At 46.4% G+C, this 23,249-nt stretch carries 18 protein-coding genes and 1 other annotated feature; of the genes, 2 read left to right on the top strand and 16 right to left on the bottom strand.

Features of this window, described 5'->3' with window-relative positions; genetic code table 11:
• Window positions 1–87: 87 nt before the first annotated feature.
• From BMW94_RS02765 to uvrA, 6 genes are all read right to left on the bottom strand, one after another.
• Complete coding sequence (locus BMW94_RS02765) at window positions 88–2,727, bottom strand: PAS domain S-box protein (RefSeq protein ID WP_090994169.1); 2,640 nt, start codon at window positions 2,725–2,727, stop codon at window positions 88–90.
• Between the two features lie 187 nt (window positions 2,728–2,914).
• Entirely contained in the window at window positions 2,915–5,299 is a 2,385-nt protein-coding gene (locus BMW94_RS02760) for a polyprenyl synthetase family protein (RefSeq protein ID WP_090994167.1), read from the bottom strand.
• Between the two features lie 190 nt (window positions 5,300–5,489).
• Window positions 5,490–6,287: a sulfite exporter TauE/SafE family protein gene (locus BMW94_RS02755; RefSeq protein WP_090994165.1), complete on the bottom strand. Its 798-nt coding sequence runs from the start codon at window positions 6,285–6,287 to the stop codon at window positions 5,490–5,492.
• A gap of 731 nt (window positions 6,288–7,018) precedes the next feature.
• Window positions 7,019–7,774 carry an SDR family NAD(P)-dependent oxidoreductase gene (locus BMW94_RS02750; protein ID WP_090994162.1) on the bottom strand — a complete coding sequence of 252 codons (756 nt, stop codon included), beginning with the start codon at window positions 7,772–7,774 and terminating at the stop codon, window positions 7,019–7,021.
• 173 nt (window positions 7,775–7,947) lie between these two features.
• The gene (locus tag BMW94_RS02745) at window positions 7,948–9,477 is read right to left on the bottom strand and encodes an MDR family MFS transporter (protein ID WP_090994160.1); all 1,530 of its coding nucleotides are present in this window, start codon (window positions 9,475–9,477) and stop codon (window positions 7,948–7,950) included.
• A 27-nt stretch (window positions 9,478–9,504) separates the two neighbouring features.
• Window positions 9,505–12,009: an excinuclease ABC subunit UvrA gene (uvrA, locus tag BMW94_RS02740; protein ID WP_090994158.1), complete on the bottom strand. Its 2,505-nt coding sequence runs from the start codon at window positions 12,007–12,009 to the stop codon at window positions 9,505–9,507.
• 209 nt (window positions 12,010–12,218) lie between these two features.
• On the opposite strand from uvrA, the gene BMW94_RS02735 reads away from it, so the two are divergent.
• Entirely contained in the window at window positions 12,219–12,656 is a 438-nt protein-coding gene (locus BMW94_RS02735) for a MarR family winged helix-turn-helix transcriptional regulator (protein ID WP_175480563.1), read from the top strand.
• Window positions 12,657–12,767: 111 nt separating this feature from the next.
• Here the strand turns inward: BMW94_RS02735 and BMW94_RS02730 are convergent, their stop codons facing one another.
• A complete protein-coding gene (locus tag BMW94_RS02730; protein WP_090994154.1) occupies window positions 12,768–13,244 on the bottom strand; it encodes a DUF6376 family protein in 477 nt (158 codons plus the stop codon).
• Window positions 13,245–13,386: 142 nt separating this feature from the next.
• Between BMW94_RS02730 and BMW94_RS02725 the strand changes: the two genes are divergently transcribed.
• On the top strand, window positions 13,387–14,355 hold the full coding sequence (locus BMW94_RS02725) for a bile acid:sodium symporter family protein (protein WP_090994152.1): 969 nt from the start codon (window positions 13,387–13,389) through the stop codon (window positions 14,353–14,355).
• Between the two features lie 89 nt (window positions 14,356–14,444).
• Here the strand turns inward: BMW94_RS02725 and BMW94_RS02720 are convergent, their stop codons facing one another.
• The 9 genes from BMW94_RS02720 to galU form a co-directional block, all read right to left on the bottom strand.
• A complete protein-coding gene (locus tag BMW94_RS02720; RefSeq protein ID WP_254790081.1) occupies window positions 14,445–14,705 on the bottom strand; it encodes a hypothetical protein in 261 nt (86 codons plus the stop codon).
• A gap of 284 nt (window positions 14,706–14,989) precedes the next feature.
• The gene (locus BMW94_RS02715; RefSeq protein ID WP_090994150.1) at window positions 14,990–15,661 is read right to left on the bottom strand and encodes an SGNH/GDSL hydrolase family protein; all 672 of its coding nucleotides are present in this window, start codon (window positions 15,659–15,661) and stop codon (window positions 14,990–14,992) included.
• A 203-nt stretch (window positions 15,662–15,864) separates the two neighbouring features.
• Window positions 15,865–16,881, bottom strand: coding sequence for a sugar kinase (locus tag BMW94_RS02710; protein ID WP_090994148.1), 1,017 nt, complete (start codon window positions 16,879–16,881; stop codon window positions 15,865–15,867).
• Window positions 16,874–17,626 (bottom strand): 2-dehydro-3-deoxy-phosphogluconate aldolase, encoded by a 753-nt coding sequence (locus BMW94_RS02705; RefSeq protein WP_090994146.1) that lies wholly within the window; start codon window positions 17,624–17,626, stop codon window positions 16,874–16,876. The genes BMW94_RS02710 and BMW94_RS02705 overlap by 8 nt, the downstream gene beginning before the upstream one ends.
• Window positions 17,619–18,731: a DgaE family pyridoxal phosphate-dependent ammonia lyase gene (locus BMW94_RS02700; protein WP_090994143.1), complete on the bottom strand. Its 1,113-nt coding sequence runs from the start codon at window positions 18,729–18,731 to the stop codon at window positions 17,619–17,621. Before BMW94_RS02700 ends, BMW94_RS02705 begins: the two co-directional genes overlap by 8 nt.
• A complete protein-coding gene (locus tag BMW94_RS02695) occupies window positions 18,709–19,809 on the bottom strand; it encodes an amidohydrolase/deacetylase family metallohydrolase (RefSeq protein WP_090994140.1) in 1,101 nt (366 codons plus the stop codon). Before BMW94_RS02695 ends, BMW94_RS02700 begins: the two co-directional genes overlap by 23 nt.
• A 187-nt stretch (window positions 19,810–19,996) precedes the next feature.
• Window positions 19,997–21,082 (bottom strand): aspartate-semialdehyde dehydrogenase, encoded by a 1,086-nt coding sequence (gene asd, locus BMW94_RS02690; RefSeq protein ID WP_063563527.1) that lies wholly within the window; start codon window positions 21,080–21,082, stop codon window positions 19,997–19,999.
• A gap of 117 nt (window positions 21,083–21,199) precedes the next feature.
• Window positions 21,200–21,478, bottom strand: a binding site (T-box leader).
• A 183-nt stretch (window positions 21,479–21,661) separates the two neighbouring features.
• Window positions 21,662–22,228: a class I SAM-dependent methyltransferase gene (locus BMW94_RS02685; RefSeq protein WP_254790080.1), complete on the bottom strand. Its 567-nt coding sequence runs from the start codon at window positions 22,226–22,228 to the stop codon at window positions 21,662–21,664.
• Between the two features lie 148 nt (window positions 22,229–22,376).
• Entirely contained in the window at window positions 22,377–23,249 is an 873-nt protein-coding gene (galU, locus tag BMW94_RS02680; RefSeq protein WP_090994138.1) for a UTP--glucose-1-phosphate uridylyltransferase GalU, read from the bottom strand.

Here is a 23,249-nt window from a genome sequence, read left to right as displayed (position 1 = left end):
ACAATAGCAAAAAAGCCGTTAACTTATCCATGGATAAGTTAGCGGCTCCATTGCCAATCAAGAATCCGTTCCTACGGAATGTTGAATTCAATTGTAAGTAGTGGGATATTTCTTTATTTTGTAGAATTCCTCCATCACTTGCATAATGGATTCACTTTTAATTGGTTTGCTTACATACGCATCCATTCCAGCCTTCAGACATTTGTCCATATCCCCACGAACTGCGTTCGCAGTAACCGCAACAATATAAGGGCATGCCTCTGGCCGCATTGATTCCTTAATGGCTCTGGTCGCTTCGAATCCATTCAGTCGAGGCATGTGCACATCCATAAACACAATATCGTACGCACTTCTTTTGACAGCTTCCACTGCCTCTATTCCATTCACTACATAATCGACAAGATGTCCCTTCTTCTCAATCATCCGACGCAGAACAAGCTGGTTCACCTCATTGTCCTCGGCAATTAGAATTCGAAGTTGATCTGTTTTATTCTTTTTCTGTTGTAAATCGTATCTGTTGAATTCCTCCATGTTGCTGGCTTTAAACGAGGCCGTAAACATAAATGTAGAACCCGGATCGTCGGACTCTTCAATCCAAATATCACCTTGCATAAGCTCTACAAGCTTCTTGCTGATGGCCAGTCCAAGACCCGTACTTTGGGGCTTACGTGTCATGAAATTCTCCAATTGGTAGAAGGCTTCGAATAAATGCTTTCTTTTCTCCACTGGAATTCCAATCCCTGTATCCTTCACCTTGAACTGAAATTGAACGTCATTGTATTCTTGTCCGGTAACCTTCACCTCGATTTCAATACTGCCTTCCGGGGTGAACTTCACAGCATTGCCGATGATGTTGGTTAGAACCTGTTTTAGACGGTAAGCATCTCCGAACAAAGGAACAGGAATGGCGTCATCCAGGCTTAAACGAAGATCCAACTGTTTCTCCCGAATCATTGGCGTTACGATATTAACCGTCTCAGTCACAATTTCCTTCAGATCAAAGGGCTCATCCACCAGATCGGTTTTACCCGACTCTATTTTGGAAAAGTCCAGAATATCATTGATAATCGCAAGCAACGAATCCCCACTTTTTTGGATGATTTCAATGTATTCCTTTTGTTCTCCGCTAAGACCAGGCGTATCCAGAAGCAAATCCGTCATCCCAATCACGCCGTTCATAGGTGTACGGATCTCATGGCTCATCATCGCCAAAAACTCACTTTTGGCCTTATTCATTCGTTCGGCAGTCTCTTTGGCTACAAGAAGCTTTTTCTGTTCCGTAATATCCTTGGCAATCAGGTAGAACCCTACGTTTTTCTCATTAATAATGATTGGCGCAAGCGTTGCCAAAACTTCTGTCTCTGAACCATTTACGTGCTGAATAGCATTGATTTCTTTTTCAGCCATCTCATACTGGCTATTGAGAATCAATCCGAGATGGTACGTTCCGATAAACCGGCTTATACTGGTTCCGATCATTTCTACGACCGGGCATCCCGTCATTTTCATAGCTACCGGGTTGGCATTTATGATATTGCCGTTCATATCAAAAGAAATGATGGCATCATGATTATATTTCTTGAGTGAAGTATAACGTTCCACCGATTCCTGAAGTTTGAATTCAACGAGTTTACGCTCTGTAATATCCTGCAAAGTTCCGTTTAACTGTATCGGTTGTTGATCCTCATCAAAGGTAATTAACCCTCGCAGATGAAGATACTTTTCTTTACCATTTGACCCTCGATGCCGATATTCAAAATCAAGCGGTTGGCCTGTTTTCACCCATTCAATACAGTCCTTCAACCGCTGCTCCTCTGCCTGTTCCATGAATGGAAAGATATCGCTGGCCTTATACTTCTTGTTGTTATCTATTTCAAACATCTCGTATATCTGATCAGACATGGAAACATGGCCACTCAGCATGTTCCACTCCCACCTGCCGATCATGGCTATTCGTTCAGCCTCTGCACTAATTTCCTCATGTTTCTTTCTCTCCGATATATCGCGACCAATGGCCAGGATTTGTTGTTCTTGCCCAGGCTCCCCGATAACCTTATAGGTGGTTTCAAACCAAAGACTGTGCCCATCTTTATGGCGAGCCTGCATATTCAACATATGACCTGTGCTCAAATCGATCTGTGAGACACGATCCAGGTCCTGCGGGTGGAACACGGCAGTATTGTTATTGCCAACCACTTCTTCTGGCGTATAACCAAGCAGATTATAAATGGAAGGAGAACAATAGCGACAAATCCCGTCAATGGTCGCAATATAGATGATTTCTTGTGCATTATCGGAAATAAGTTTGAACATTTCTTCCGTTTGAAGCAGCTTTTGTTCGGTTGTTTTATGATCCGTAATATCTACAACGTGGCAAATAAAGTACAAAGATTCACCACTGACTTCATTCCTAGCCATTGATATATGCAGTGATATCCATAAAACATCTCCATTTTTCTGAATATAACGCTTTTCGTATTTGTACTCGTTCGATTTACCCTCACACAGTTCGCGTTCGTACATCAGATCCTGTGCAAAATCATCGGGATGGGTGATCTCCTGGTAATGAAGATGGATTAATTCTTGAGCTGTATAACCCAGCATACTGCAAAAAGCAGGATTCACTTTCATCCACTGTCCTGTTGGAGCAACAAGTGCAATCCCAATAGGTGCTTGACTATAAATCTGCTCAAACAATTCGTGATGATCGACCTTTTGAACCTGCATCTTAAGCTCTCCTTTTGATGTATAAACACAATATTTGCTTAGTACCCGAATTTTCCATTATTGAAACATCTCATTATCTAAGAGTTTGTGTCATTAAAACAAAAGAAGACCTGGATTCTAGGAATCCAGGCAGCTTTGTTTTATTTCATATAATCCTGCTGAGCATGGGGTCGGTCTGGAAAAGCTCTCATCGTTCCCGTCCAATGATGTAATCCAACAGATGCCTCAGAAAAGAAATGGACTTTGGCATTTCGTTTAGCGCATCGGTTGCGAGACAATAGTGCTCCCACATCTTCTTCTTCGCGCCATCCTCACCCAGAATGGATACAAAGGTGGAGCTATTGTTCCGTACATCCTGACCTGCTGGCTTACCAAGTACCCGCTGATCCCCTTCCAGATCCAGCAGGTCATCCTTAATTTGAAAAGCGATACCCGCATGATACGCAAACTTCTTTAAGGAGGCAATCTCCACTTCCTTCACCTGAGACAGAATGGCTGGCATCACAAGTGCAGCCTCGAAAGCAATACCTGTTTTGTAGAAACAGATCATGTTCAATTGTTCCAGGGTCAAGGCTTTACCTTTGGCATTCAGATCCATCGCCTGTCCCATACACATATCCTCTGCTTTTTCAGCCGAATATTGAATCAGGGTAAGTACGGTAGCGGCATCAAACTGATTGAGAGAAGATTGCTCGCCAATGGCCTTTTGGATGAGAAATAAACCAGTCAATTCCGCAGTTGCGCTGTTGTGCATCTGATGCAAGGTAGAACGACCTCGCCGGGTCGAAGCATCATCCTGGGTCGGCAGATCATCAAAGATCAGTGAAGCCGTATGCATGTATTCCAGTGATCTCAGAAGAGGAATGATCGATGATTCATGCAGACCATATTCACGCACACCCATCACCCAGGTCAGGATCGGCCTTAGCCGCTTCCCATCTCCTTGTAAACTGTAATTTGCTGCATCAATAAGTGTGCCTTTCATTTCAGGAAGTCCAGCAGGCTTGAATATCTGTAATTCAATATTGATCTGTTCACGAACCGTGCGAATCGTATCCAGAAAATCTTGTTTTTCACGCTTGTCATTCTGCAATTGGTGGATGACCTGATCCCGCAGCAATTTATCCAGGAAATCCACATCATCGGCTTTTCGCACCATTTGCTGAATGAGGCGATTGAATTCAGGTTGTCCGGAGGCAAAGATGTTCATCACTTCGTTGTATTGTTCTTGACCCAAACGCTCTCTACAACGCTTAAGACCATTAATAGCCCGATCCAGTATGACCTCCCGGGTCTTCGCATCTGAATGGTACACCTCATGAATCAGATAAGAGATAACCGCCCAGTATAGTTCATACGGATTGATCAGATCGGGCCGCAGGTCACGATACTTCAGATAGTAAGTATAAGGAGTTACTGCCTCCTCCTCCATATCGTCAAACATATCTGCAAAATCGTCTGCGAGCTGATTATATATGCCATAGTAGAACGTCCGCTGATCAAACCCTTCATCCGCCGATGCACTAAGCACGGAACGAACAATGAGTCTGGAGGATGAGGATTTAATAATGATTGGAATATAAAGTTCTTCATTAGAATAATTCGCGTTCGATAGTTTCTTGGCACGGTCTATTTCCTGAGATTGAAAGAATACATAGGATTGCTCGAAGAATGTGCGCTGCGTCTCAGGGCGCTGGTAGTTCTTGATATACTCGAACGCATCACGCAGCTCGGCATGAACATATTGAATGACTTTGAGATTGTCTCCCTTCCATTCGCCGATATCCGGCACAATCCCGGTGAGAAGCGCATTGCGAATTAAGAGAGAATACTGTTCCTTCTCTTGCGCAGTCAACGCCTGCGAATCCAGCAGGTCATCAATAAAAGGATAGGTCAGTCCGTAAGAATAACCGAGCCTAATCGCAGCGTCCAGCCTCGCGGAACGTTCTGCCTGGGGAGTCTCATCATTCATATCATCGTTCACATGCACAACAACGCCAAGAATGATCTTGAGCAGCTTGCGCTGCGCCTGTTCTGCATCCAATTCTTTGGGGATATTGGATGCAACATTTTTTAATTTGCTGATGACCCAGATAACGGCTGTTTCCACGTTCTCCTTCTGAGCCCAGCGATACAAAGCGGCCAGACTGATATAATCCGGGCTTCCCTTGCGGTGGGTTGTATTTGAACGCATAAAATACGCTTTGGTATCCTGAGCGACACGCTGAATACGTGCTTGGGTGTCCGGGGAATCCAGTGCTTTGCCCAGATCCCGCATATAAATGTAAGAAATACTGCGATCCAAGTAATCATCCAGTTTGCCTGTAACATTCAGCCAATGGATATATCTATGAGCATCCCGGGAATCCGGTTTTCTTCGACTTGGTGATAAAAAAGATAACCAGGAAAAAGGTTGAATATGTTTCTTTTGCCACAAGTGAAAATCTTGCGTAAGCGCAGTGGTATACGTGTTATTCAGAAGTTGTTCATGAAGAGAAGTAAAATACTGAGCGGCCTTCTGCTCAGCCAGCCGATATCCTGCATCAGCCTGATCTGTGAGTACGTTATTCATAGGATGGATACCTCAACTTCTCATAATGTTAAACATGTATCCATGAAAGGAGTTTGAGGGTGCTCCATGGACGAAAACTGATGAGAATTCATGCAACAACAAATTCGCCAGCTCATGTTCATAACCTTTATACGGCATTCCATCCGTTTGGTTACGAAATCGTCACGGTCACTTCAATCCTATGTGGTTTTTACAAAATCGAAGACCATACCTTCACTGCTGTAATGGCGATAAGAACCATCAGTCCATATCGAAGCAGTCTCACATTAATCATTGAACTCACTTTGGAACCAAGTGAAGCACCAAGCAGACTCCCGATCACCGTATAAATGATGGGCTCCAGCGGAATGTCTCCACCCAGAATCTTGCCCACTACCCCACCAATGGCGGAGATGAACACAATCGCAAGTGAAGAAGCAATGGTCGTCCGGGTAGGGATCTTTAACACGGTGAGCATGATCGGAATCAATATAAATGCACCACCCGCACCAACAATTCCCGAGACGATCCCTACGGCAAGAGCCGATCCTGCGGCAACATAAGTGTTGAATGTCAACTGTCCAGCCGTGTCTTCTGTTCCCTTACCAGGAATCAGCATAAGTACAATCGCGATAATGGCCAGAATGCCATAGATCAGATTGATGACTTGTCCATTCAGATGACCGGATATGAAGCCGCCGATCAGACTCCCAACCAAAATACTGGAACCCATGTAAGCCACCAGACCTTTATGAATGAGAACTTCGCTCTTTTTCCCGTTCCCTGTTCTTCTAATGTAGACCATTACACCAGCGAGTGAGGCAAAAAACACCTGAAACATACTGATTGACGACACCTCATGTGCTGAGAACGGTTCCAGTCCCATGAGAGAAGGTACATACAACAACAGCGGGTAATTAATTATGGCTCCACCTATACCCAACAAACCGGAGAAGAAGGAACCGACCAGACCCAGTATAAACATGATGACAAAAAGCAGAGTATCCATCGGTTTTTCTTCCTTTCTTGCCGTGTAAAAAATGATGCAAAAAACAGTATACGCAGTTAAAATAATCGGCTATAATAAAAACCAAGTAAATTAATCCGAAATGAGTGATTAAGCATGTTTAACGTGTTGAAGACTCTTTTTGAAAATAGATGCCCGCAGTGCAACGAAAAATTACAAGTTCACTCTGATGCGTTATGCGCTACAAAAACATGCTCCCAATGTCACTACAAAGAAGAGAGCTATGGCTCTCTCGGTGTGCGCATTGTCTATGACACCACAAAATGATAAAAGACGCATGCCTGCTTATTGTATCATGATCTCTGAACTACCGGGATGACTATATAGAATTATTTTCATAATAAATACTCTTCTTATATTGATTGCAAAAAGGGGATGTCCCATAAGTCATGAATATGACAGGGGACATCCCTTATTCGTGTTATTTTGTATTAATGAACCTGAGACACGCTATTCGCTCCCATTTGCCCGGATCTGAGAACTAACGAATCACAGAGACGTTATTTCGTCGATTTGGTCAATTTTTTAGGTTTTGACAACGTTTTATGACGAAATAGCGTTACTGAGGTTCGTTAAATCTTGCAAGCGTTGATGATCCACCTTTTGAGGTGCGGTAGGTTCGTTAGCGCTTGGAGCGAGGCAGAATTTCTTTTGAGACAGCCCTTTTCCTGTTATTTCTCTGAGACGGACTGCACTACCTTATCGTCCAAATCTTATTTTGTTTTGAAGCTGAGGAATCCATCATCTACTGCAACCGTTGTACCATTCACTGCACTGGCAGCGTCACTGAACAGGAAGGTTACAACACTCGCAACTTTCTCCGGTTGAATGAGCTCTCCGCGCATATGTTGGGTGGCAAGCGCATCCTTCATCGCTCTGTCATCACCCAAAATCGGTGTCTCAATAAAGCCTGGCGCTACACCAACCACACGAATGCCATGTTCGGCAAGTTCCAAAGCACCGGATTTGGACATCATCACGACAGCTGCCTTGGCTGCATTGTAGTTAAAGCTTCCCACCGCAGCAATACTTCCATAGATCGAAGCTGTATTTACAATGGTACCCTGTACATTCAGTTCAACCATTTTCTTGGCGCCATAGTACATGCCGTAATACACACTGTGTTGGTCAACATCGATTACTCTATGATAGGATTCCGGGTCCATCTCCAGAAATGGCTTCACGAGTCCAATGCCCGCGTTGTTGAAAATACCGCTCAATGTTCCGTATTTCTCTACGGTCCAGTCGATCAGGGCTTTGATCTCGTCTCCTTTGGACACATCTACTTTGTATGCTCCGGCTGTGCCGCCACCTGCTTCAATCTCCGATGCAAGCTTTTTGGCACCCTCTTCGTTATAATCAGCTATGACAATTGTTGCACCCAGATCCGAAAGCTGAAGCGCTGTTTCTTTACCAATCCCACTCGCTCCGCCGGTGATAATGATTACTTTTCCATTATGCTCAGACATAACGCAGGTCTCCTTTGATAAGAACATATTTTTCACACTAAAGTAAGCAACTATATTTTCTTCTGTTCTTTAATCATATTAAACGGTTAACCGCCTTGTCAAACCATGGGAAATGTTTTCTCCAGTATGAGAAACATGACATATCCAGCACACAAATCCATTACATAGTCTTGCTAGTGTGAAGCTAAATATTCATCGGATTCGGAAGCAGGGTCGAATTTTTCCTTACTCATAAACCACGCAGCCAACAGAGCAACAACGGCCGGGATAATAGCCCAGGCAAACGTATGAACGATGGATGAGGACAATGCTTCTGTAATCTTTTCCAACATTGGCGCAGGAATATCACCACGTGTGTCCGGTTTTAAGACTAAGCTGGGATCACTCAGATTTACGCCACCGCTCTGCTCACTGCCATTACTATTTCCAAAGAAGGAGACCAACTTACTCGCAAATACGTGACTTTGTACGATACCAAATACCGTAATTCCCAACGTCATACCGAGTTCCCTGTTGAAGTTAAGTGTTGAACTGGCCGAACCGCGCTGTCTTGCCGAGAAACCGTGAATGGCTGCATTGCTCAATACAGAGAACGAAGACCCAATGCCCAGACCAACCAGAATCATGAAGATGGTCACCATAAATCGGGAGGAATCCGTCGTTAACGTTGTCAGCAAGGCGATACCAATAACCAGCAGCGCGAGTGTGGGTAACATGATGGATCTGTATCTGAGCTTGGTAAGCATGGCTCCTCCACCCGCAGCTGTTACAACTGATCCAAGCATCATCGGCAGCAGAACCAGACCGGAGTTGGTAGCTGATCCACCAAGTACGCCCTGAATATAAATGGGGATATAGATGGACGCTGTAATAAAGGCTGCACCGCTAAATATGGCCATCAGATTGCTGGTGGAGTACAGCCGGTTTTTGAACATGCTGAATGTAATAATTGGTTCTGCCACACGCCGCTCTATGAACACAAATGCAGTCATCAGCACGGCGAACGCGGCAAACAAACCCACGATCATGCTGGAATTCCAGGCATATTCCTTGCCTCCGAGTTCAAGTGCAAACATGAGGCACACAATGGAAGCTACCAGTGTGAATGCGCCAAAATAGTCAATTTTCTGTTTGGAGTGCTCTACGGATTCTTTATAGAAGAATGCTATCATGACAAAAGCGATCAGACCGAGTGGCAGGTTAATATAGAAAATCCAGGACCAATGAATGTAATCCGTCAGATAGGCGCCGAGAAGCGGTCCGAAAATGCTGGATAAACCAAAGACTGCTCCGAAAAGTCCCCCCACTTTACCTCGTTTGTCTGCGGGAACGACATCGAACATAATGGTAAATGCGATCGGCATCAACGCCCCGCCGCCGATTCCCTGAATCGCACGATAAATACTGAGCTGAATGATGGAATCCGCCGTCCCGCACAATGCAGAACCAATCATAAATACGATGATTCCAAAAATGAAAAACCGCTTGCGGCCATACATATCCGATAGTTTACCGAAGATCGGCATACCCGCCATCTCTGCAACCATATAGGCAGAGGTGACCCACATTAATTTATCAAATCCGCCAAGATCACCCACAATGGTACCAATTGCAGTGGCTACGATGGTGTTATCCATCGAAGCCATAAGAATGGCAAGCAGCAAGCCTGCAAGAATAACGCCTAATTTATTGCTTTTTACCATGATTATTTTTCCCCTTATCCATCCTGATTAAAGCCCCTCGGCTAATATACGCTTCAAAAATTGTCCTGTATGGGAAGCCGTGACCTCAGCCACCTGCTCTGGCGTACCTTCGGCTACCAGCTCGCCACCCGCAGCTCCGCCTTCTGGACCAATGTCAATAACCCAATCGGATTCCCGAATCAATTCCAGACTGTGCTCTACAACGACAACGGTATTCCCCGACTCAACCAGCTTATCCAGCAAAATATGGAGCTGCTTGATGTCTGACGGATGAAGGCCGGTTGTTGGCTCATCCAACAGATAGAGCGTGTGTTTTTTGGTCTTTTTACTCAGCTCTTTTGCCAGCCTGATCCGTTGACCTTCACCGCCTGACAATGTTTTGACGGATTGACCCCATTGGAGATAACCAAGTCCAACTTCACACAACATCTCGACGAGATCGGCGATTTTGGTCTGACTTTTCAGAACAGGCAGACTTTCGGCTACTGACATATTCAGTACATCGGATATCGAGAATCCTTCGTATTGAACCTGTAACACCTCATCCATGAATCGTCTGCCCTTACAGTCATGACAAGTTACCTCCAGATCAGGCAGGAAGTTCATGTCCACAGACAACACTCCCAGGCCTTGACAGGTTTCACAGCGCCCTCCGGGTGTATTGAACGAGAAATGCTTCGCAGTAAGCTTTCGTGCCTTGGCATCTGGCAAACCAGCAAACAGCTGGCGCAGGTGCGTAAATACGTCGGTGTAGGTGGCAACATTCGACCGTTGCATTCTGCCCATCGGCGTTTGGTCAAAAATAACGATATCACCTACGTGCTCCAAGCCTGTTATCTCTTCACAACCTGATGGTTTCTGGTCTGGCTCCATTCCCTGTGCGAGGATATCAAATACAAGCGTAGATTTGCCGGACCCCGAAACACCCGTTACGGAGATCAGCGTGCCTAATGGAAAAGATACAACCGGAATATCAATGTTGCGCAAATGCGCTCCCCGAATGGCAAGATGCTGCCCCGTACCTGTTCTTCGGTTATAAGAAGGACTAGCCACAGATTCATTTCTCAGATAAGCTCCCGTAACCGAAAGCTCACTTGCCATTAAATCCTCCAGGCTCCCTTCACCAACAACCTTCCCTCCATTGACTCCAGCACCAGGTCCAATGTCGATCACATGATCGGCAGCACGCATCATCTCGATATCATGTTCAATGACGAGGATCGTATTGCCCAGATCACGAAGCTCCTGAAGTACGTGAATCAGGCCAATGGTATCTTTCGGATGAAGCCCTGTCGTCGGTTCGTCCAGAATATACAATACGCCCGTTAAACCAGAGCCCAGAAGCGATGCAAGTCGTAATCGCTGGGCTTCACCACCAGATAAGGTTACCGTCTGGCGATCCATGGCGAGATAGCCAAGTCCAACATCCATAATGCGTTTCAACTTGGTGGGCAGATCATGAAGGATGGGATCAAGCAGGTGATGTGCCTCGGGTGAGATTACTTCTTGCAGCCCTACCGTCCATTCCAAGACTTTACTGAATGACCAGTTGGTGACATCGGAGATGGATGCGCCAGCTACGCTTACCGAAAGAATTTCTTTTTTCAAACGAGCCCCCTGACATTCAGGACATTGCTGTTGATGAAAAAAACGTCCGTCTTTTTCCGTTCCGCCACCTTCTCCTTCCTTTTCCTTATAACGTCGCCACAATCCGGGGATCACACCTTCGAACTTGGTTCCCTGGATGGGCTTGATATTAGGGTAATGCTGCTTAAACGCTTCGCTCTCGACGCCGTAGTACAGCAAATCGCGCTCAATTTCACCAAGGTCCTTCAATGGACGATCCGGATCGAATCCGAATCCAAAATGCTGTCCAGCTGCAACCAGAATTCGGATCTGGATATCCCGATGCACACCATTTAACGAAGCTACACCTCCATCCCTCACACTAAGCTCCGGATTGAATACAGCCGCTTCGTTGACTGATGCCACATGACCTAGCCCACTGCATGTATCACAAGCACCCTCCGGTTTATTGAACGAAAAGTGTGACATGCCCAGCTTCTCCAGCTCGGCATTGCAATGTGGACAATGTATAGTCTGATGACCCATATATTCGTCTTCCTCAGCTATATGACCAGCCGCTTCCCACGATGGTGAAATGGTGCCATTACAGGATGGACATATACGGTCTCCAAGTCTGGAAAAAATGAACCGAACGTAAGTGTATATGTCTGTCACCGTTCCTACCGTTGAGCGTGGATTCCGGTTGGTAATATGCTGTCCTACACTGATGGATGGAGAAAGACCTGTGATGGACTCCACTTTTGGTTTGCTGATCGAATCCGATGTTAATCCCATCGATTCCATGTATTGTCTCTGGCATTCTCGCTGAAGGGTATCCATTGCCAGCGTGGATTTGCCGGAGCCGGATGGACCTGTAAGAACAACCAGCTTATACTTCGGAATCGAAAGTGAAATATTTTTCAGGTTGTTCTCCCGTGCACCTTTAATCATCATTGTGTCTCTCAAAACCGATCGTCCCCTTTGCAAATAAGTACAGAGTTCGTTAAAATAAGTTGAAATTATTCATTCGTCAATCTAGCTTCTCCAACATTTATTATCTCGTAAATCTAATATCTCGATAATCAAGATATATGTCATCTTAAGAGGAGGGTTATCTTTTGTCAAGAGATCAACAACAACAACCTACCGAATTACAGGAGAATTTTACGTTGCGAATGCGGAGCCTGGGTACCCGAACCGTGTTATATCAGCAGCATGTGGCTGCCTCTTTGGGCTTGTACAATAACGATTTCATTTCCGTGGATATCCTGCGTGAGAAAGGTCCAATCACTGCAGGTGAGCTGTCAAAACTTACCGGTCTGGCGACAGGAAGTGTCACAACATTAATTGACAGGCTTGAGAAGAACGGCTTTGTGCGCCGGGAAAATGACCCCAATGACCGCCGTAAAGTCATCATTGTGCCTTTGTACGAAAACAAGGAAGAAGTCAGCAGCACATACCTCACCCTTCATGCGGCTATGGTTAATCTGGCATCCACTTACACAGAGGAAGAGCTGGAGCTTATTACAGGCTTTCTGAGTAAAGCTGGAAATGTTCTGGATGAGCAGATTGAGGATCTAAGCTCCAAAATCCGTGGCAAATCAACATCTTAATATTAGAAAAATAAAAAGGACGATATCCGCAAGTGATCAAAATCACTCCGGTATACCGTCCTTTTTGGGCATGAAGCCGCTTTATACTCAAGGCATTTCCTGGTTTAAATCTTAATTGGCCTCGATTCCAAGACCGCTTAACGGATCTTTCAAACCATTAATATTGGTGATCAATTCGGGAATCCCTGTCTTCTCCCAGTTTTCTGCCGTAAAACCTTGCTCTGCAAGCGTGTTCTCAAATTGATCCACAACTTCGGTTAATTGATTGTTGTAACTGACCAGATTTTCATGAATGCTTTCCCCTATAGCTGGTGCTGTCAGCTGAGAAAATTCGCTGGCTTCCGCCTGAATCTGATCAATTTTCTCCTGTACCTGGGTTGTTATTTCCGGGTTACTCACCGCTCCAGATGCGAGTTCTTGCAGATCTGCTCCAGCGTTCGATACTTGCTCTATATAATCAGTAGCCCCGCTAACGTAATTCAAACTTTGATTCGCTTGTTCCACAACGGAACAGGCCGATATCACAAGAATACTTGACGCAATGAGGCCTGCCATCATCATTGTGTGCTTTCTTTTCCGTTTAATCATGACCCTCTCCCCTTCTTCAACTTGAAAGTGTTTCTTCCAGATTGATGATAACTGCTCCGTATACTTCATTGCAAATGGGTCTACATTCAGCGTTATTAACATGTATAATAAAGGAATCATACGGTAAAGGGATGTCATGAATATGCTTCAGGCCTTGAATGTACGCTTGAACCGCATCATGCCACTGATTACTCCAATCAGTATTATTATTGGCGTTCTTTGCGGGAGTCTTCTTTCTTCTTATACCTTTTTGTCGCCATGGCTTTTTGCATTCATGACGTTTGCGGGAAGCATCAGTCTCGGGATACGGGATTTTGTGAACGTGCTGAAGAAGCCTTTTCCACTGTTTGTTTGTCTGTTTATTTTGCATCTGGCGATGCCTCTCATTGCACTGGGCATGGGTCATCTCGTTTTCCCAACGGATGCCTACACGATAACTGGCCTTGTGCTGGCTGCCCTTATTCCGACTGGTGTGAGCAGCTTTATCTGGGTTAGCATCTATCGGGGCAATATCGCTCTGACGCTGTCGATCATCCTGATTGACACCATACTTGCTCCTTTTGTTGTACCTGGCGTGTTATCCTTGCTGATCGGCACTAGCGTATCGCTGGATATAGCAGCCATGATGAGCAGTTTGTTCTGGATGATCGTTGTCCCTTCCTTGCTTGGGATGCTTTTGAATGAATGGACCAAAGGGGCCATTGTCCCCGTCTGGGGGCCCAGACTGAATCCGTTCTCCAAATTGTTCATGGCAGCGGTTGTTGCGATTAATGGCTCTGTTGTTGCTCCCTATTTGTCTGACTTTAACTGGCAGCTCGCTGGTCTGGCAGCGATCATTATTTTTCTGGCCTCATTTGGCTATGCTCTGAGTTACTTCGTTGCCCGATTACTCGGTTGGAATGAAGCCGATCAGGTCGCACTTGTGTTCAACGGAGGCATGCGCAATATTAGTTCAGGAGCGGTACTTGCCGTATCGTATTTCCCTCCACCAGTAGCCGTCCCGGTTGTGCTCGGCATGGTATTTCAGCAGATGTTGGCCTCGCTTGCAGGATATCTGCTTGGACGCCGCTCGCAGACACTTCACAATGCTGATAAGACGTCTGCAGCCTAGTACAAAATAAAATCAAAAACGCCGACAATATTGTCGGCGCTTTTTTGGGGTATTATTACTATACACTATTTGCTAAGTCTTCTTGAAAACTAATAATTCGAATCGTAGAACGCTGCTGAAACACCCAGAACAACGAGAAGTATCCATATTACAATTCCAATCGCTGCCCACAGCAACGATGCTTTGGCATAATTGGCTTTCGAAGGATTGGAATCTCCAAATGCCCATACAAACAACATAATAATGTTTACAAGCGGAATCATCATAAGGAACAACGTGAGCATCCAACTACCGAAACTTACTGGCTGTGGTCCTGGCTTATGTACTCTTTGACTAGCAACTTCTGACATAATATTTCTTCCTCCTTTCTTCTTCATTTCAATTGCTACCTGCTAAGACAATCTACTTCTATTTCACAAAAGAAAAGTTTGCCGTTAATAAAAATACCGGAAATCTCATGAATTTACAATGTAATATTTACCATATTCGTTTTAATATCAAATTTTTAGAACATATCCTGAATCTCTATAACACAAAGGACCTGCACTAAGTGACACTTATGATGAAAGTGCCTACCCGCAGGTCCCAATTCACTCACTCTATTTCTCTTTTCCTCACACTAATTCACAAGGTATCACAACGTATTTAAAAAGCCTACAATTCTGGAGGCAATTCTTTCATGTCCGGCCTGGTTGGGATGGAGCCCATCAGGTACACCGTTATCACCTGTAAAGTATAAATCTTTGTGCACAGGCAGCAATGGCTGGATTCCTGCAATATTCCACAGATCACAGACCGGCATGGAGTACAGCGACGCCACCTCTCTAATCGCAGCGACATAGTCACTATATATCCGTCTGGTTACCGTATTGGGCAGGTCTTCTGGGACAGCTTCACTTGATCCATGGGGCGGAGTAAGAAACACGATCAGCTTGGTTGGATAGCGCTGGATCAACTCTTCTGCTATATGTTTAAGCGCCCCATAAAAGGTATCCTTCGAATTGGGCGAAGTACTGATATCGCCAAATGCCGTCATACCACTGGAGAAGTCATTTCTTCCGCCCATGAAAAAGATAACATCCGCTTCCGCGTGCATCTGCCCAATGCGATTACACATCGGTTCAAACCCTCCGTCCGCCACACTGCTTCCGGAAATGCCATGATTCTCATGGGATTGAAATCCCAATGCGCTGCAAACCAGCTCCGGATACGGATATTCCCCTTCCTGGAGTCCATATCCGAAAGTTATGCTGTCTCCCAGAAAAACAGCCTTTTGCCCTTCATAGGATGATGATTGTGACGACATGAGCAGATCCCTTCTTCCCTTGTAACAGATATGTATAGTAACGATGTCATCCAAATACCGAAGCAAAACGGCCTTTCCAGCCTTTCATCGTTCGCTACACTATTGTAACAAAAGTTTTCGTGCCACACGATACCGAGACAATCTTAATAGAGAAGAAGATCAGCATCTATCGCTCTACGTTCCAGGCATTCTCCACTAAAATATTACCTTGTTACATCACGCACGGTGCTGTTCCTCGCCTGGATGATGTCTCCAGTGGAAGCCATTGGTGTATCACCTGCTACGGTATGCGCCAGCATTCCGGCTGTCGCAGCAAAAGAGATTGTCTCCGCTGGCATCCACCCCTCCAGTTCACCATACATGATGCCGCTCGCAAACGCATCGCCCGCGCCGATCCGGTCATAAACAGAAAAGGTCAGCGGCTCGGAATAAGCGAACACCCCTTCCTTGAACATATAGCCCTGTAGGCAGTGTCGGTTATCGCTGTATATGGTACGATGCGTTCCGGCAAGGGTACGCACGCCATACCGTTCAGCAACCAGGGGAATGAGCTCAGTCAGTTGCTCTTCCCTTTGTACTTTGTCCGTATTTAACCCCAGAATATGAAGAGCATCCCGCTCATTCATCAGGACGATATCTGACAAATGCAACATTTCCTCATAATGCGGCTTCGCCGTGGCATAACCCTGATCCCCCCATAAAGCAGGACGATAATTACAATCAAAAACAACTGTGCCGCCTTGTTCTTTGACCGCCTGTGCCAATTGTTTCATCGTCAGTCTCACCGAATCATTCATCGCCAGCGTGATTCCGCAGAAATGAATAGCGTCCATGCCTGATGCAACTGTCGCAAAGGGATACGTGCCTTCAGGCGCAATATTAAAGCTGCTCTCCATCCGGTTAGAGTAAGTCACCCGTCCAGGTCTGGCCCCATAACCATTCTCCAGAAAGTACATCCCGATATACTGCCCTCCGCGACGCACATATTCGGTGCTCAGGCCCAATCCGCGCAAATAGGATTCGGCGGCATCACCCAACGGATTGACCGGAAGCCTCGACACCAGCAGGCCTGCATATCCGTAACGTGTCATCGCCGATACTACATTGACCCCACTGCCCGAAAAGGAGTATTTTAGCCGATTACTCTGAATCAACAGATCATGTCCCGGAACTTCAAGTCGCATCATGACTTCGCCAAAAGCCCCTACGCGTTTAACCATACTTCTTCGCCAGCGACTTCATTGATGCATATAACGACTGCACATCACTTACAATGGTCAGACCCTCCTGATCAATAATGGAGGAATACACATGTGGAATAACCTGCGGAACCCCCGCCTCCAGTGCGATTTCGAGAATGGCTTCAAAATTATCCATATCGATGCCACCGGTAGGCTCCAACGCAAAGTCCGCTTCTGCACACGCTTTCGCTACCGCTCGCAGTTCATCTTCCCTTTTTAGCCCCTGCATCGGGAAATACTTCAGTGCATTGCCACCCATATCCCGTACCAATGCAATGGCCGCGTGTACAGGCACCACGGCAAGCTCGGATTGGGCAGCGCTCACTGGACCCGTCGAAATATTGACAAAGCCCGGCTGACCCGTCGGGGAGACGAGGCTGTTAATCCAGCTGTCCCGGTCCCCGAGATTCGCTCGGGTAGCGCCAACTGCTGGAAATACCTGATTGATATGACTGCCCTGAAAATGCTTTACGATTTCGGCGACGACAGCAGCCTGTCGATTGTCTCCGGCACCTAGTCCAATTGAAACGGCATTGTCAATTTCCCGCCCATAGGCTTCCATCGCTTCCACCGCTTCAGCCACAGTGGCATAATCCTTGGAAAGAACGCCGACCAGAACATGGCCCTCAGCCGCATCAAAAACCTCTTTTGCATTCGTAATGTCCTTGGCGAGCACATTCAAAGCCACCCGATTGTTATAAAATCGTTTTGCAATCTCAGACATTTCCTTCTCCTCCTGTCAATTGTCGAATTCGATCTTCAATGACTCGCATGTCATCCCCCATCAGCGGACGGGGATCAATATCGAAATAACCTTGCCTTACGCCATAATCACGTGTATAAATGGCGATAGGTCCGCCCCTCAGCTCCTCATTGAGCTGTTTGGCACTGATCCCCGCCTTCGCCTCGTCGACCTGAATGCGCCCTCTGTAAATCGCCCGGCCCGCTTCGTCCTGGACGATCGATACCTGAATCCCGGCTATCTGATTGAGTGACATTAGCGCCTGCAAGGAATCCTTTTCCTGCTCACTATGGTCCGCTTTGACTGCATATTCATCCAAAGCCTGAAGCAGGCCAAACGTTGTTTCTTTACCAACTTTCATGCTGCGCCCAATCCCGTGAAGCTGGACCTTCAACCATTCGATATAGGTTCGTTTACCTGTCACAATGCCGGAAGTTGGGCCTTCAATGGCCTTGGAGCCGCTGTATATGGCTAAATCCGAATACTTCACATATTTGTGCAGGTCCTCTTCCGCAGCCGCATCGACAATGAGCGGTATCTCACACTTCTGGGCAACCTGCCAGGCTTCCTCTATGGAAATCATGTTTTTCTGTACCGCATGATGGGATTTGACGTACAAGATCGCAGCTGTTTTGTCGGAAACCGCATCCGAGATATGCTCCGCCCGACCTTCATTGGCATATCCAGCTTCGATCAGCTTCCCACCACCAAGGTAAACCATCGTCTCCACAGGAGCTCCGTATTGTACATTGTGGCCTTTCAGCATAACAATTTCATTGTTCGTAATGAATTCCTGATGCAGCTTCAAACTTGCGAGGCGGTTGCCCTTTGTTACCATGGCAGCTACGGCGAGCGCAATGCCACTTGATGCGGAATTGACAACAACGGCCGCTTCGGCGCCGATTAGGCGGGACACATAGTCCCCTGATTTGTCTACAAGGTCTGCGATCTCCACATAACTCTGCCCGCCTTGCTTCATGGCATCCATGACTGTGTCCGTCGGTGCAGATACGCCGAGAATACTCATCCGGCCGCTGGCGTTGATAACACGTTTCAGTCCATATTTAACATTCAATGAATTGGTCACCCACAATCACTCCTTTTACTTCAATTTGACGGCTGGCTATCTTGTTTACGCCCTCGGAGTCCACCAGCGTTACAGGCTTGTCTACCACTTGAAAAAGAGTTAAATTGGCTTCATCACCTGCCTGAATTCTCCCCAGCTGCGGTCTGCCCAGCCACTCTGCTGCCCGTACGGTCACCCGATCTATCGTCTCGCTCAACGAGTAGCCAAGGGCCAGAAACTTGCTTAACAGATTAGACATGCTGTAGACCGGGCCGTTCAGACGATTGCCCCTGTAAATATCCGTACTGATCGTATCCGGGTCAATGCCATGCATCTTGGCAGCTTCTGCAACCTGAAATGAAAAACTCGCTGTCCCATGTCCCACATCCAAATGCACACCACGCTTGATGGCATCCTTCAATACTTCCAGCGGCGCGCCTCCTTCATCGAACAGATTATTGCTTTTTCCATTCAAATAGTGAGTGACCACATCACCACCCTGTATGAGCGGCATCACCTCACGAATATCCGGTGGGGCTGATCCAATGTGAACCATAAGCGGCAGGCCTGTTTCCTGCGAAAACTCTCTTGCCAAATACAGCGGCTGCAGTCCGCTTTTGCCAACCACACTTCCACTGATTCTCGCTTTTAATCCCACGATGAACTCAGGATATGCCCGGGCAGCCTGTAACACCTTGTCCCGATCAATCCAGTCCAGATTCGACAATTCGTCAATACGCAGCAAGCCGAGGCGAGATATGTTCAAAAAGGCAAACAGCCGGGTAGCCGCCTTATGAGCGCTTATCGCCAGATCGCCAATTCGATCAGCACCGCAGCTGCCTGCGTCCACAATCGTAGTAACGCCCTGTTTTACACCGATTTCATCCATGTCGTCCCCGTAAGGATCCAACTCTGGAAAAGCATGCACATGCATGTCGATCCATCCGCTGGATATGTAAGCTCCAGGCGATTCCCATATCCGATCTCCGGTTTCCGTTCCACCAGGAGCGACCTTCACAATCCTGCCTTCATGGATAACCACATCCACCTCTTCACCACTTGTAAGACGGACTCGACGCAATACCAGCTGACCGTCCATCACAATCCCCTTCCTGTTCTGGAATATTGGATTCACGTGTTCCTGCTTCATATGTATTGATATGAAAATACCCCTCTGTTCAACAAAAATAAATTCATCTTCCCAGATGCTCATACTCTTGTCTACTAAAAGGGGTAACCTGTCAGTGATATTCTATTACTTCTATTCCTATTTCCACAATGCCTGTTTATTTCGGCTGAATATATCCTTCTGCTTTGAGCAATTCAGCGATCAGAACAGCACCGCCTGCTGCTCCGCGCAGCGTGTTGTGAGACAGTCCGACAAACTTGTAATCATACAGGGAGTCTTCGCGCAGTCTGCCCGTTGAAACACCCATACCGCGTTCGATGTCACGATCCAGCTTCGTTTGTGGTCTGTTCTCTTCTTCAAAATACGTAATGAACTGTTTCGGTGCGCTTGGCAGACCCAGTTCTTGCGGACGACCTTTGAATTGCAGCCAACGGTCCAGAATTTCTTCTTTGGATGGTTTTTTCTCAAAGGATACAAATACTGTCGCCAAGTGACCATCTGTTACCGGTACACGGATACATTGTGTTGTAATTAATGGTGAGGACGCTTTTACAATCTCATTATTTTGAATGCTTCCCCAGATGCGCAGCGGCTCCTGTTCACTTTTCTCTTCCTCGCCACCGATGTATGGAATCACGTTATCCAGCATTTCCGGCCAGTCGGTAAAGTTTTTACCTGCGCCTGAGATCGCTTGGTATGTGGAAGCCACCACTTGAGTTGGATTGAACTCGCGCAACGCGTGAAGTGCAGGTACATAGCTCTGAATCGAGCAGTTTGGTTTAACTGCGATAAATCCGGTTTTCGTTCCAAGACGTTTGCGTTGAGCTTCAATCACGTCCAGATGTCCTGGGTTAATTTCCGGAATAACCATGGGTACATCCGCTGTCCAGCGGTGAGCCGAGTTGTTGGAAACAACCGGAGTTCCCGTTTTGGCATAAGCCTCTTCGAGCGCTTGAATTTCATTCTTTTTCATATCTACAGCACAGAATATAAAATCAACCTGGCTCGCAAAAGCTTCCACTTGGGAAGCGTCCTGCACAACGATGTTTTTCACGGCTTCCGGGATCGCAGCAGCGAGCTTCCATCTGCCTTGTACGGATTCTTCGTATGTTTTGCCTGCCGAGTTGGCACTTGCTGAAATAGCCGTTACTTCAAACCATGGGTGTTCATTGAGCAGATCTACAAAACGCTGACCCACCATCCCCGTTCCTCCGACGATACCGACTTTCAATTTTGCTGACATAAAATCATCATTTCCTTTCGGTGTGAGTTTCCCCTTATTAAACACTATTCAGGCATTTCCAAAGCGTGTAGCTAACATCCCGGAAAAACCAAAAAATCCCATCCCCAAGACAAAAGTCTCAGGGACGAGATTGTTACACTCGTGGTACCACCCAGATTCGCCAATATGTCGCCATACCAGCCTCTTCGAGTTAAGGATAACTGCATTCAATTATGCCGCATCCGCATATACTCTCGCTCTGTAACAGGAGCTCCTGTCACACCATCCCTCAATCCTTAAAGTTCCGATGTGCTGCTCTGAGTCTTTATTCAATAAAAAATTCTTTACCCCTTTTCAGCTGCCGGAGCTCTCTGTGAAAGAATGAATTTTATCTACTCATCTCTTCGTCGCATTTGATATTGCGATTATAATATCAAAATTACCATTGTGAAGTAAACACATTTTTTTAGATCATGGAATTTATACGTTTTCAGCGGAGCTGAACCATTCCATTATCGCAAGAAAAACTTCAGCTAAACGCGGTCTGTCTTCTGTGAAAGTACGTCGATAGACGTTTTTCTTATAAATTACTGCAAATGGCTATTTCTTCACTATTTTTTGGCAACAATCGATCTGGGACTGAATCAGAACGGATAACCAATGTGAGAGCTGGCTCACATCTGTAACTCGTGCATCCCATTCGGCGAAACATAACTGACGCCCCCACTTCCTAACCTTGCTAAGAATCTGGGCGAGTTCGTCAAATGATTTCAAGTACCACGAACAATGGGAAAGTACAATCACATCAAACTCATTTTCGCCGAATTGGGCCTGATCACTTAGAATGTCAAAATCATAATCCATTCGAATTCGGTCACCCAGCGGAGATTTCCGCAGTTTGGCTGCCGCTTCACCTACGGTCAGTGGTGCACCATAATCCTCTGGTGCAATGTCTACACCATGAACATACCCGTGCTCCCCCACCAGATGTGCATGCACCGCCGTTGTATCTCCCTGACCACAACCGATTTCCAGAACGCGGCTGCCTTCCTGGATCCCCCAAAAGAGTCCCAGTTTCATCCGATGCTCGGTCTGAATGTATTGAATGGCGGCGTTATCCTCCACGTCCATATACTGAATAAGATCCCTGATGATAGCCTCACTCATGATTCCTCACTCCTCAAAGAGCAACTGAACTTCCTGCTCATTGTAGCGTTACAGGCACCATTGTACAACGCTGGAGTCTATGCCAGAACCATGACACAGAGGAGACCTCGTCCTACAGCAGATCTAAACCTCTGCTATATATCAATCCCTATGCCCATTGGGTCGCAAGCTTCTGCAAATATGGAGTTAACATAGGCTGTAATTCCTTACGCATCAGCCCGATCTCCAAGATCGCCTGAATATATCCGAACTGATCACCAATATCGTAGCGGCGCCCTTCCAGTTCAAGAGCCAGCAGTTCTTCCACCTGGCTTACTTCTTTCAGCGCATCCGTTAGCTGATATTCCCCTCCAGCCCCTCTCTCGATTCGATCCAGAATGGGAAAGATGGACGGTTTCAGAATGTAACGTCCCATCACAGCTGTTCGGGAGGGCGCTTCTGCAATGGAAGGTTTCTCTACCAGATTGGTAATTCGGTGAACCCTGTCGTCTGCCCCCAGAGAGTCGATAATTCCGTATTTACTCACGTCAGCAGGTTGCACCTGCCGCACGCCAACAATCTGGCTGCCTGTCTTTTCATATAAATGAATCATCTGTGCGAGCGCCGGGGGATCAGACACCATAATATCATCTCCAAGCAGTACGGCAAACGGATCATCTCCCACAAATTGACGAGCACATCCAATCGCATGGCCCAATCCAAGCGGCTCTTTTTGCCGGATAAAATGAATGCTGGCCATTTCGCTGATCGCTTGCACCTCTTCCAATAGTGCCTGCTTGCCTTTGGCATACAGGGAATGCTCCAATTCAACCGATTTGTCAAAATGATCCTCGATCGATTTTTTATTGCGTCCGGTTACGATGATAATATTTTCAATACCCGATTGTACCGCTTCTTCCACAATGTATTGAATGGCCGGTTTGTCCACGATCGGCAGCATTTCTTTGGGTTGTGCCTTGGTTGCCGGCAAGAATCGGGTGCCAAGCCCCGCTGCCGGAATGACTGCTTTTTTAATTCTCAT

This window comes from Paenibacillus sp. OK003 (assembly GCF_900109515.1).
Classification (GTDB): domain Bacteria; phylum Bacillota; class Bacilli; order Paenibacillales; family Paenibacillaceae; genus Paenibacillus; species Paenibacillus marchantiae.
The sequence above is the reverse complement of the archived record's forward strand: the minus strand, read 5'-3'. Positions and strand labels throughout refer to the sequence as shown.

Bases quoted from the DNA above. Each gene is read 5' to 3' on its own strand.
- BMW94_RS02765 (WP_090994169.1), bottom strand. From the start codon at position 2,727: ATGCAGGTTCAAAAGGTCGATCATCACGAATTGTTTGAGCAGATTTAT.
- BMW94_RS02760 (WP_090994167.1), bottom strand. From the start codon at position 5,299: ATGAATAACGTACTCACAGATCAGGCTGATGCAGGATATCGGCTGGCT.
- BMW94_RS02755 (WP_090994165.1), bottom strand. From the start codon at position 6,287: ATGGATACTCTGCTTTTTGTCATCATGTTTATACTGGGTCTGGTCGGT.
- BMW94_RS02750 (WP_090994162.1), bottom strand. From the start codon at position 7,774: ATGTCTGAGCATAATGGAAAAGTAATCATTATCACCGGCGGAGCGAGT.
- BMW94_RS02745 (WP_090994160.1), bottom strand. From the start codon at position 9,477: ATGGTAAAAAGCAATAAATTAGGCGTTATTCTTGCAGGCTTGCTGCTT.
- BMW94_RS02735 (WP_175480563.1), top strand. From the start codon at position 12,219: ATGCGGAGCCTGGGTACCCGAACCGTGTTATATCAGCAGCATGTGGCT.
- BMW94_RS02730 (WP_090994154.1), bottom strand. From the start codon at position 13,244: ATGATTAAACGGAAAAGAAAGCACACAATGATGATGGCAGGCCTCATT.
- BMW94_RS02725 (WP_090994152.1), top strand. From the start codon at position 13,387: ATGCTTCAGGCCTTGAATGTACGCTTGAACCGCATCATGCCACTGATT.
- BMW94_RS02720 (WP_254790081.1), bottom strand. From the start codon at position 14,705: ATGTCAGAAGTTGCTAGTCAAAGAGTACATAAGCCAGGACCACAGCCA.
- BMW94_RS02715 (WP_090994150.1), bottom strand. From the start codon at position 15,661: ATGTCGTCACAATCATCATCCTATGAAGGGCAAAAGGCTGTTTTTCTG.
- BMW94_RS02710 (WP_090994148.1), bottom strand. From the start codon at position 16,881: ATGGTTAAACGCGTAGGGGCTTTTGGCGAAGTCATGATGCGACTTGAA.
- BMW94_RS02705 (WP_090994146.1), bottom strand. From the start codon at position 17,626: ATGTCTGAGATTGCAAAACGATTTTATAACAATCGGGTGGCTTTGAAT.
- BMW94_RS02695 (WP_090994140.1), bottom strand. From the start codon at position 19,809: ATGGACGGTCAGCTGGTATTGCGTCGAGTCCGTCTTACAAGTGGTGAA.
- asd (WP_063563527.1), bottom strand. From the start codon at position 21,082: ATGTCAGCAAAATTGAAAGTCGGTATCGTCGGAGGAACGGGGATGGTG.
- BMW94_RS02685 (WP_254790080.1), bottom strand. From the start codon at position 22,228: ATGAGTGAGGCTATCATCAGGGATCTTATTCAGTATATGGACGTGGAG.
- galU (WP_090994138.1), bottom strand. From the start codon at position 23,249: ATGAGAATTAAAAAAGCAGTCATTCCGGCAGCGGGGCTTGGCACCCGA.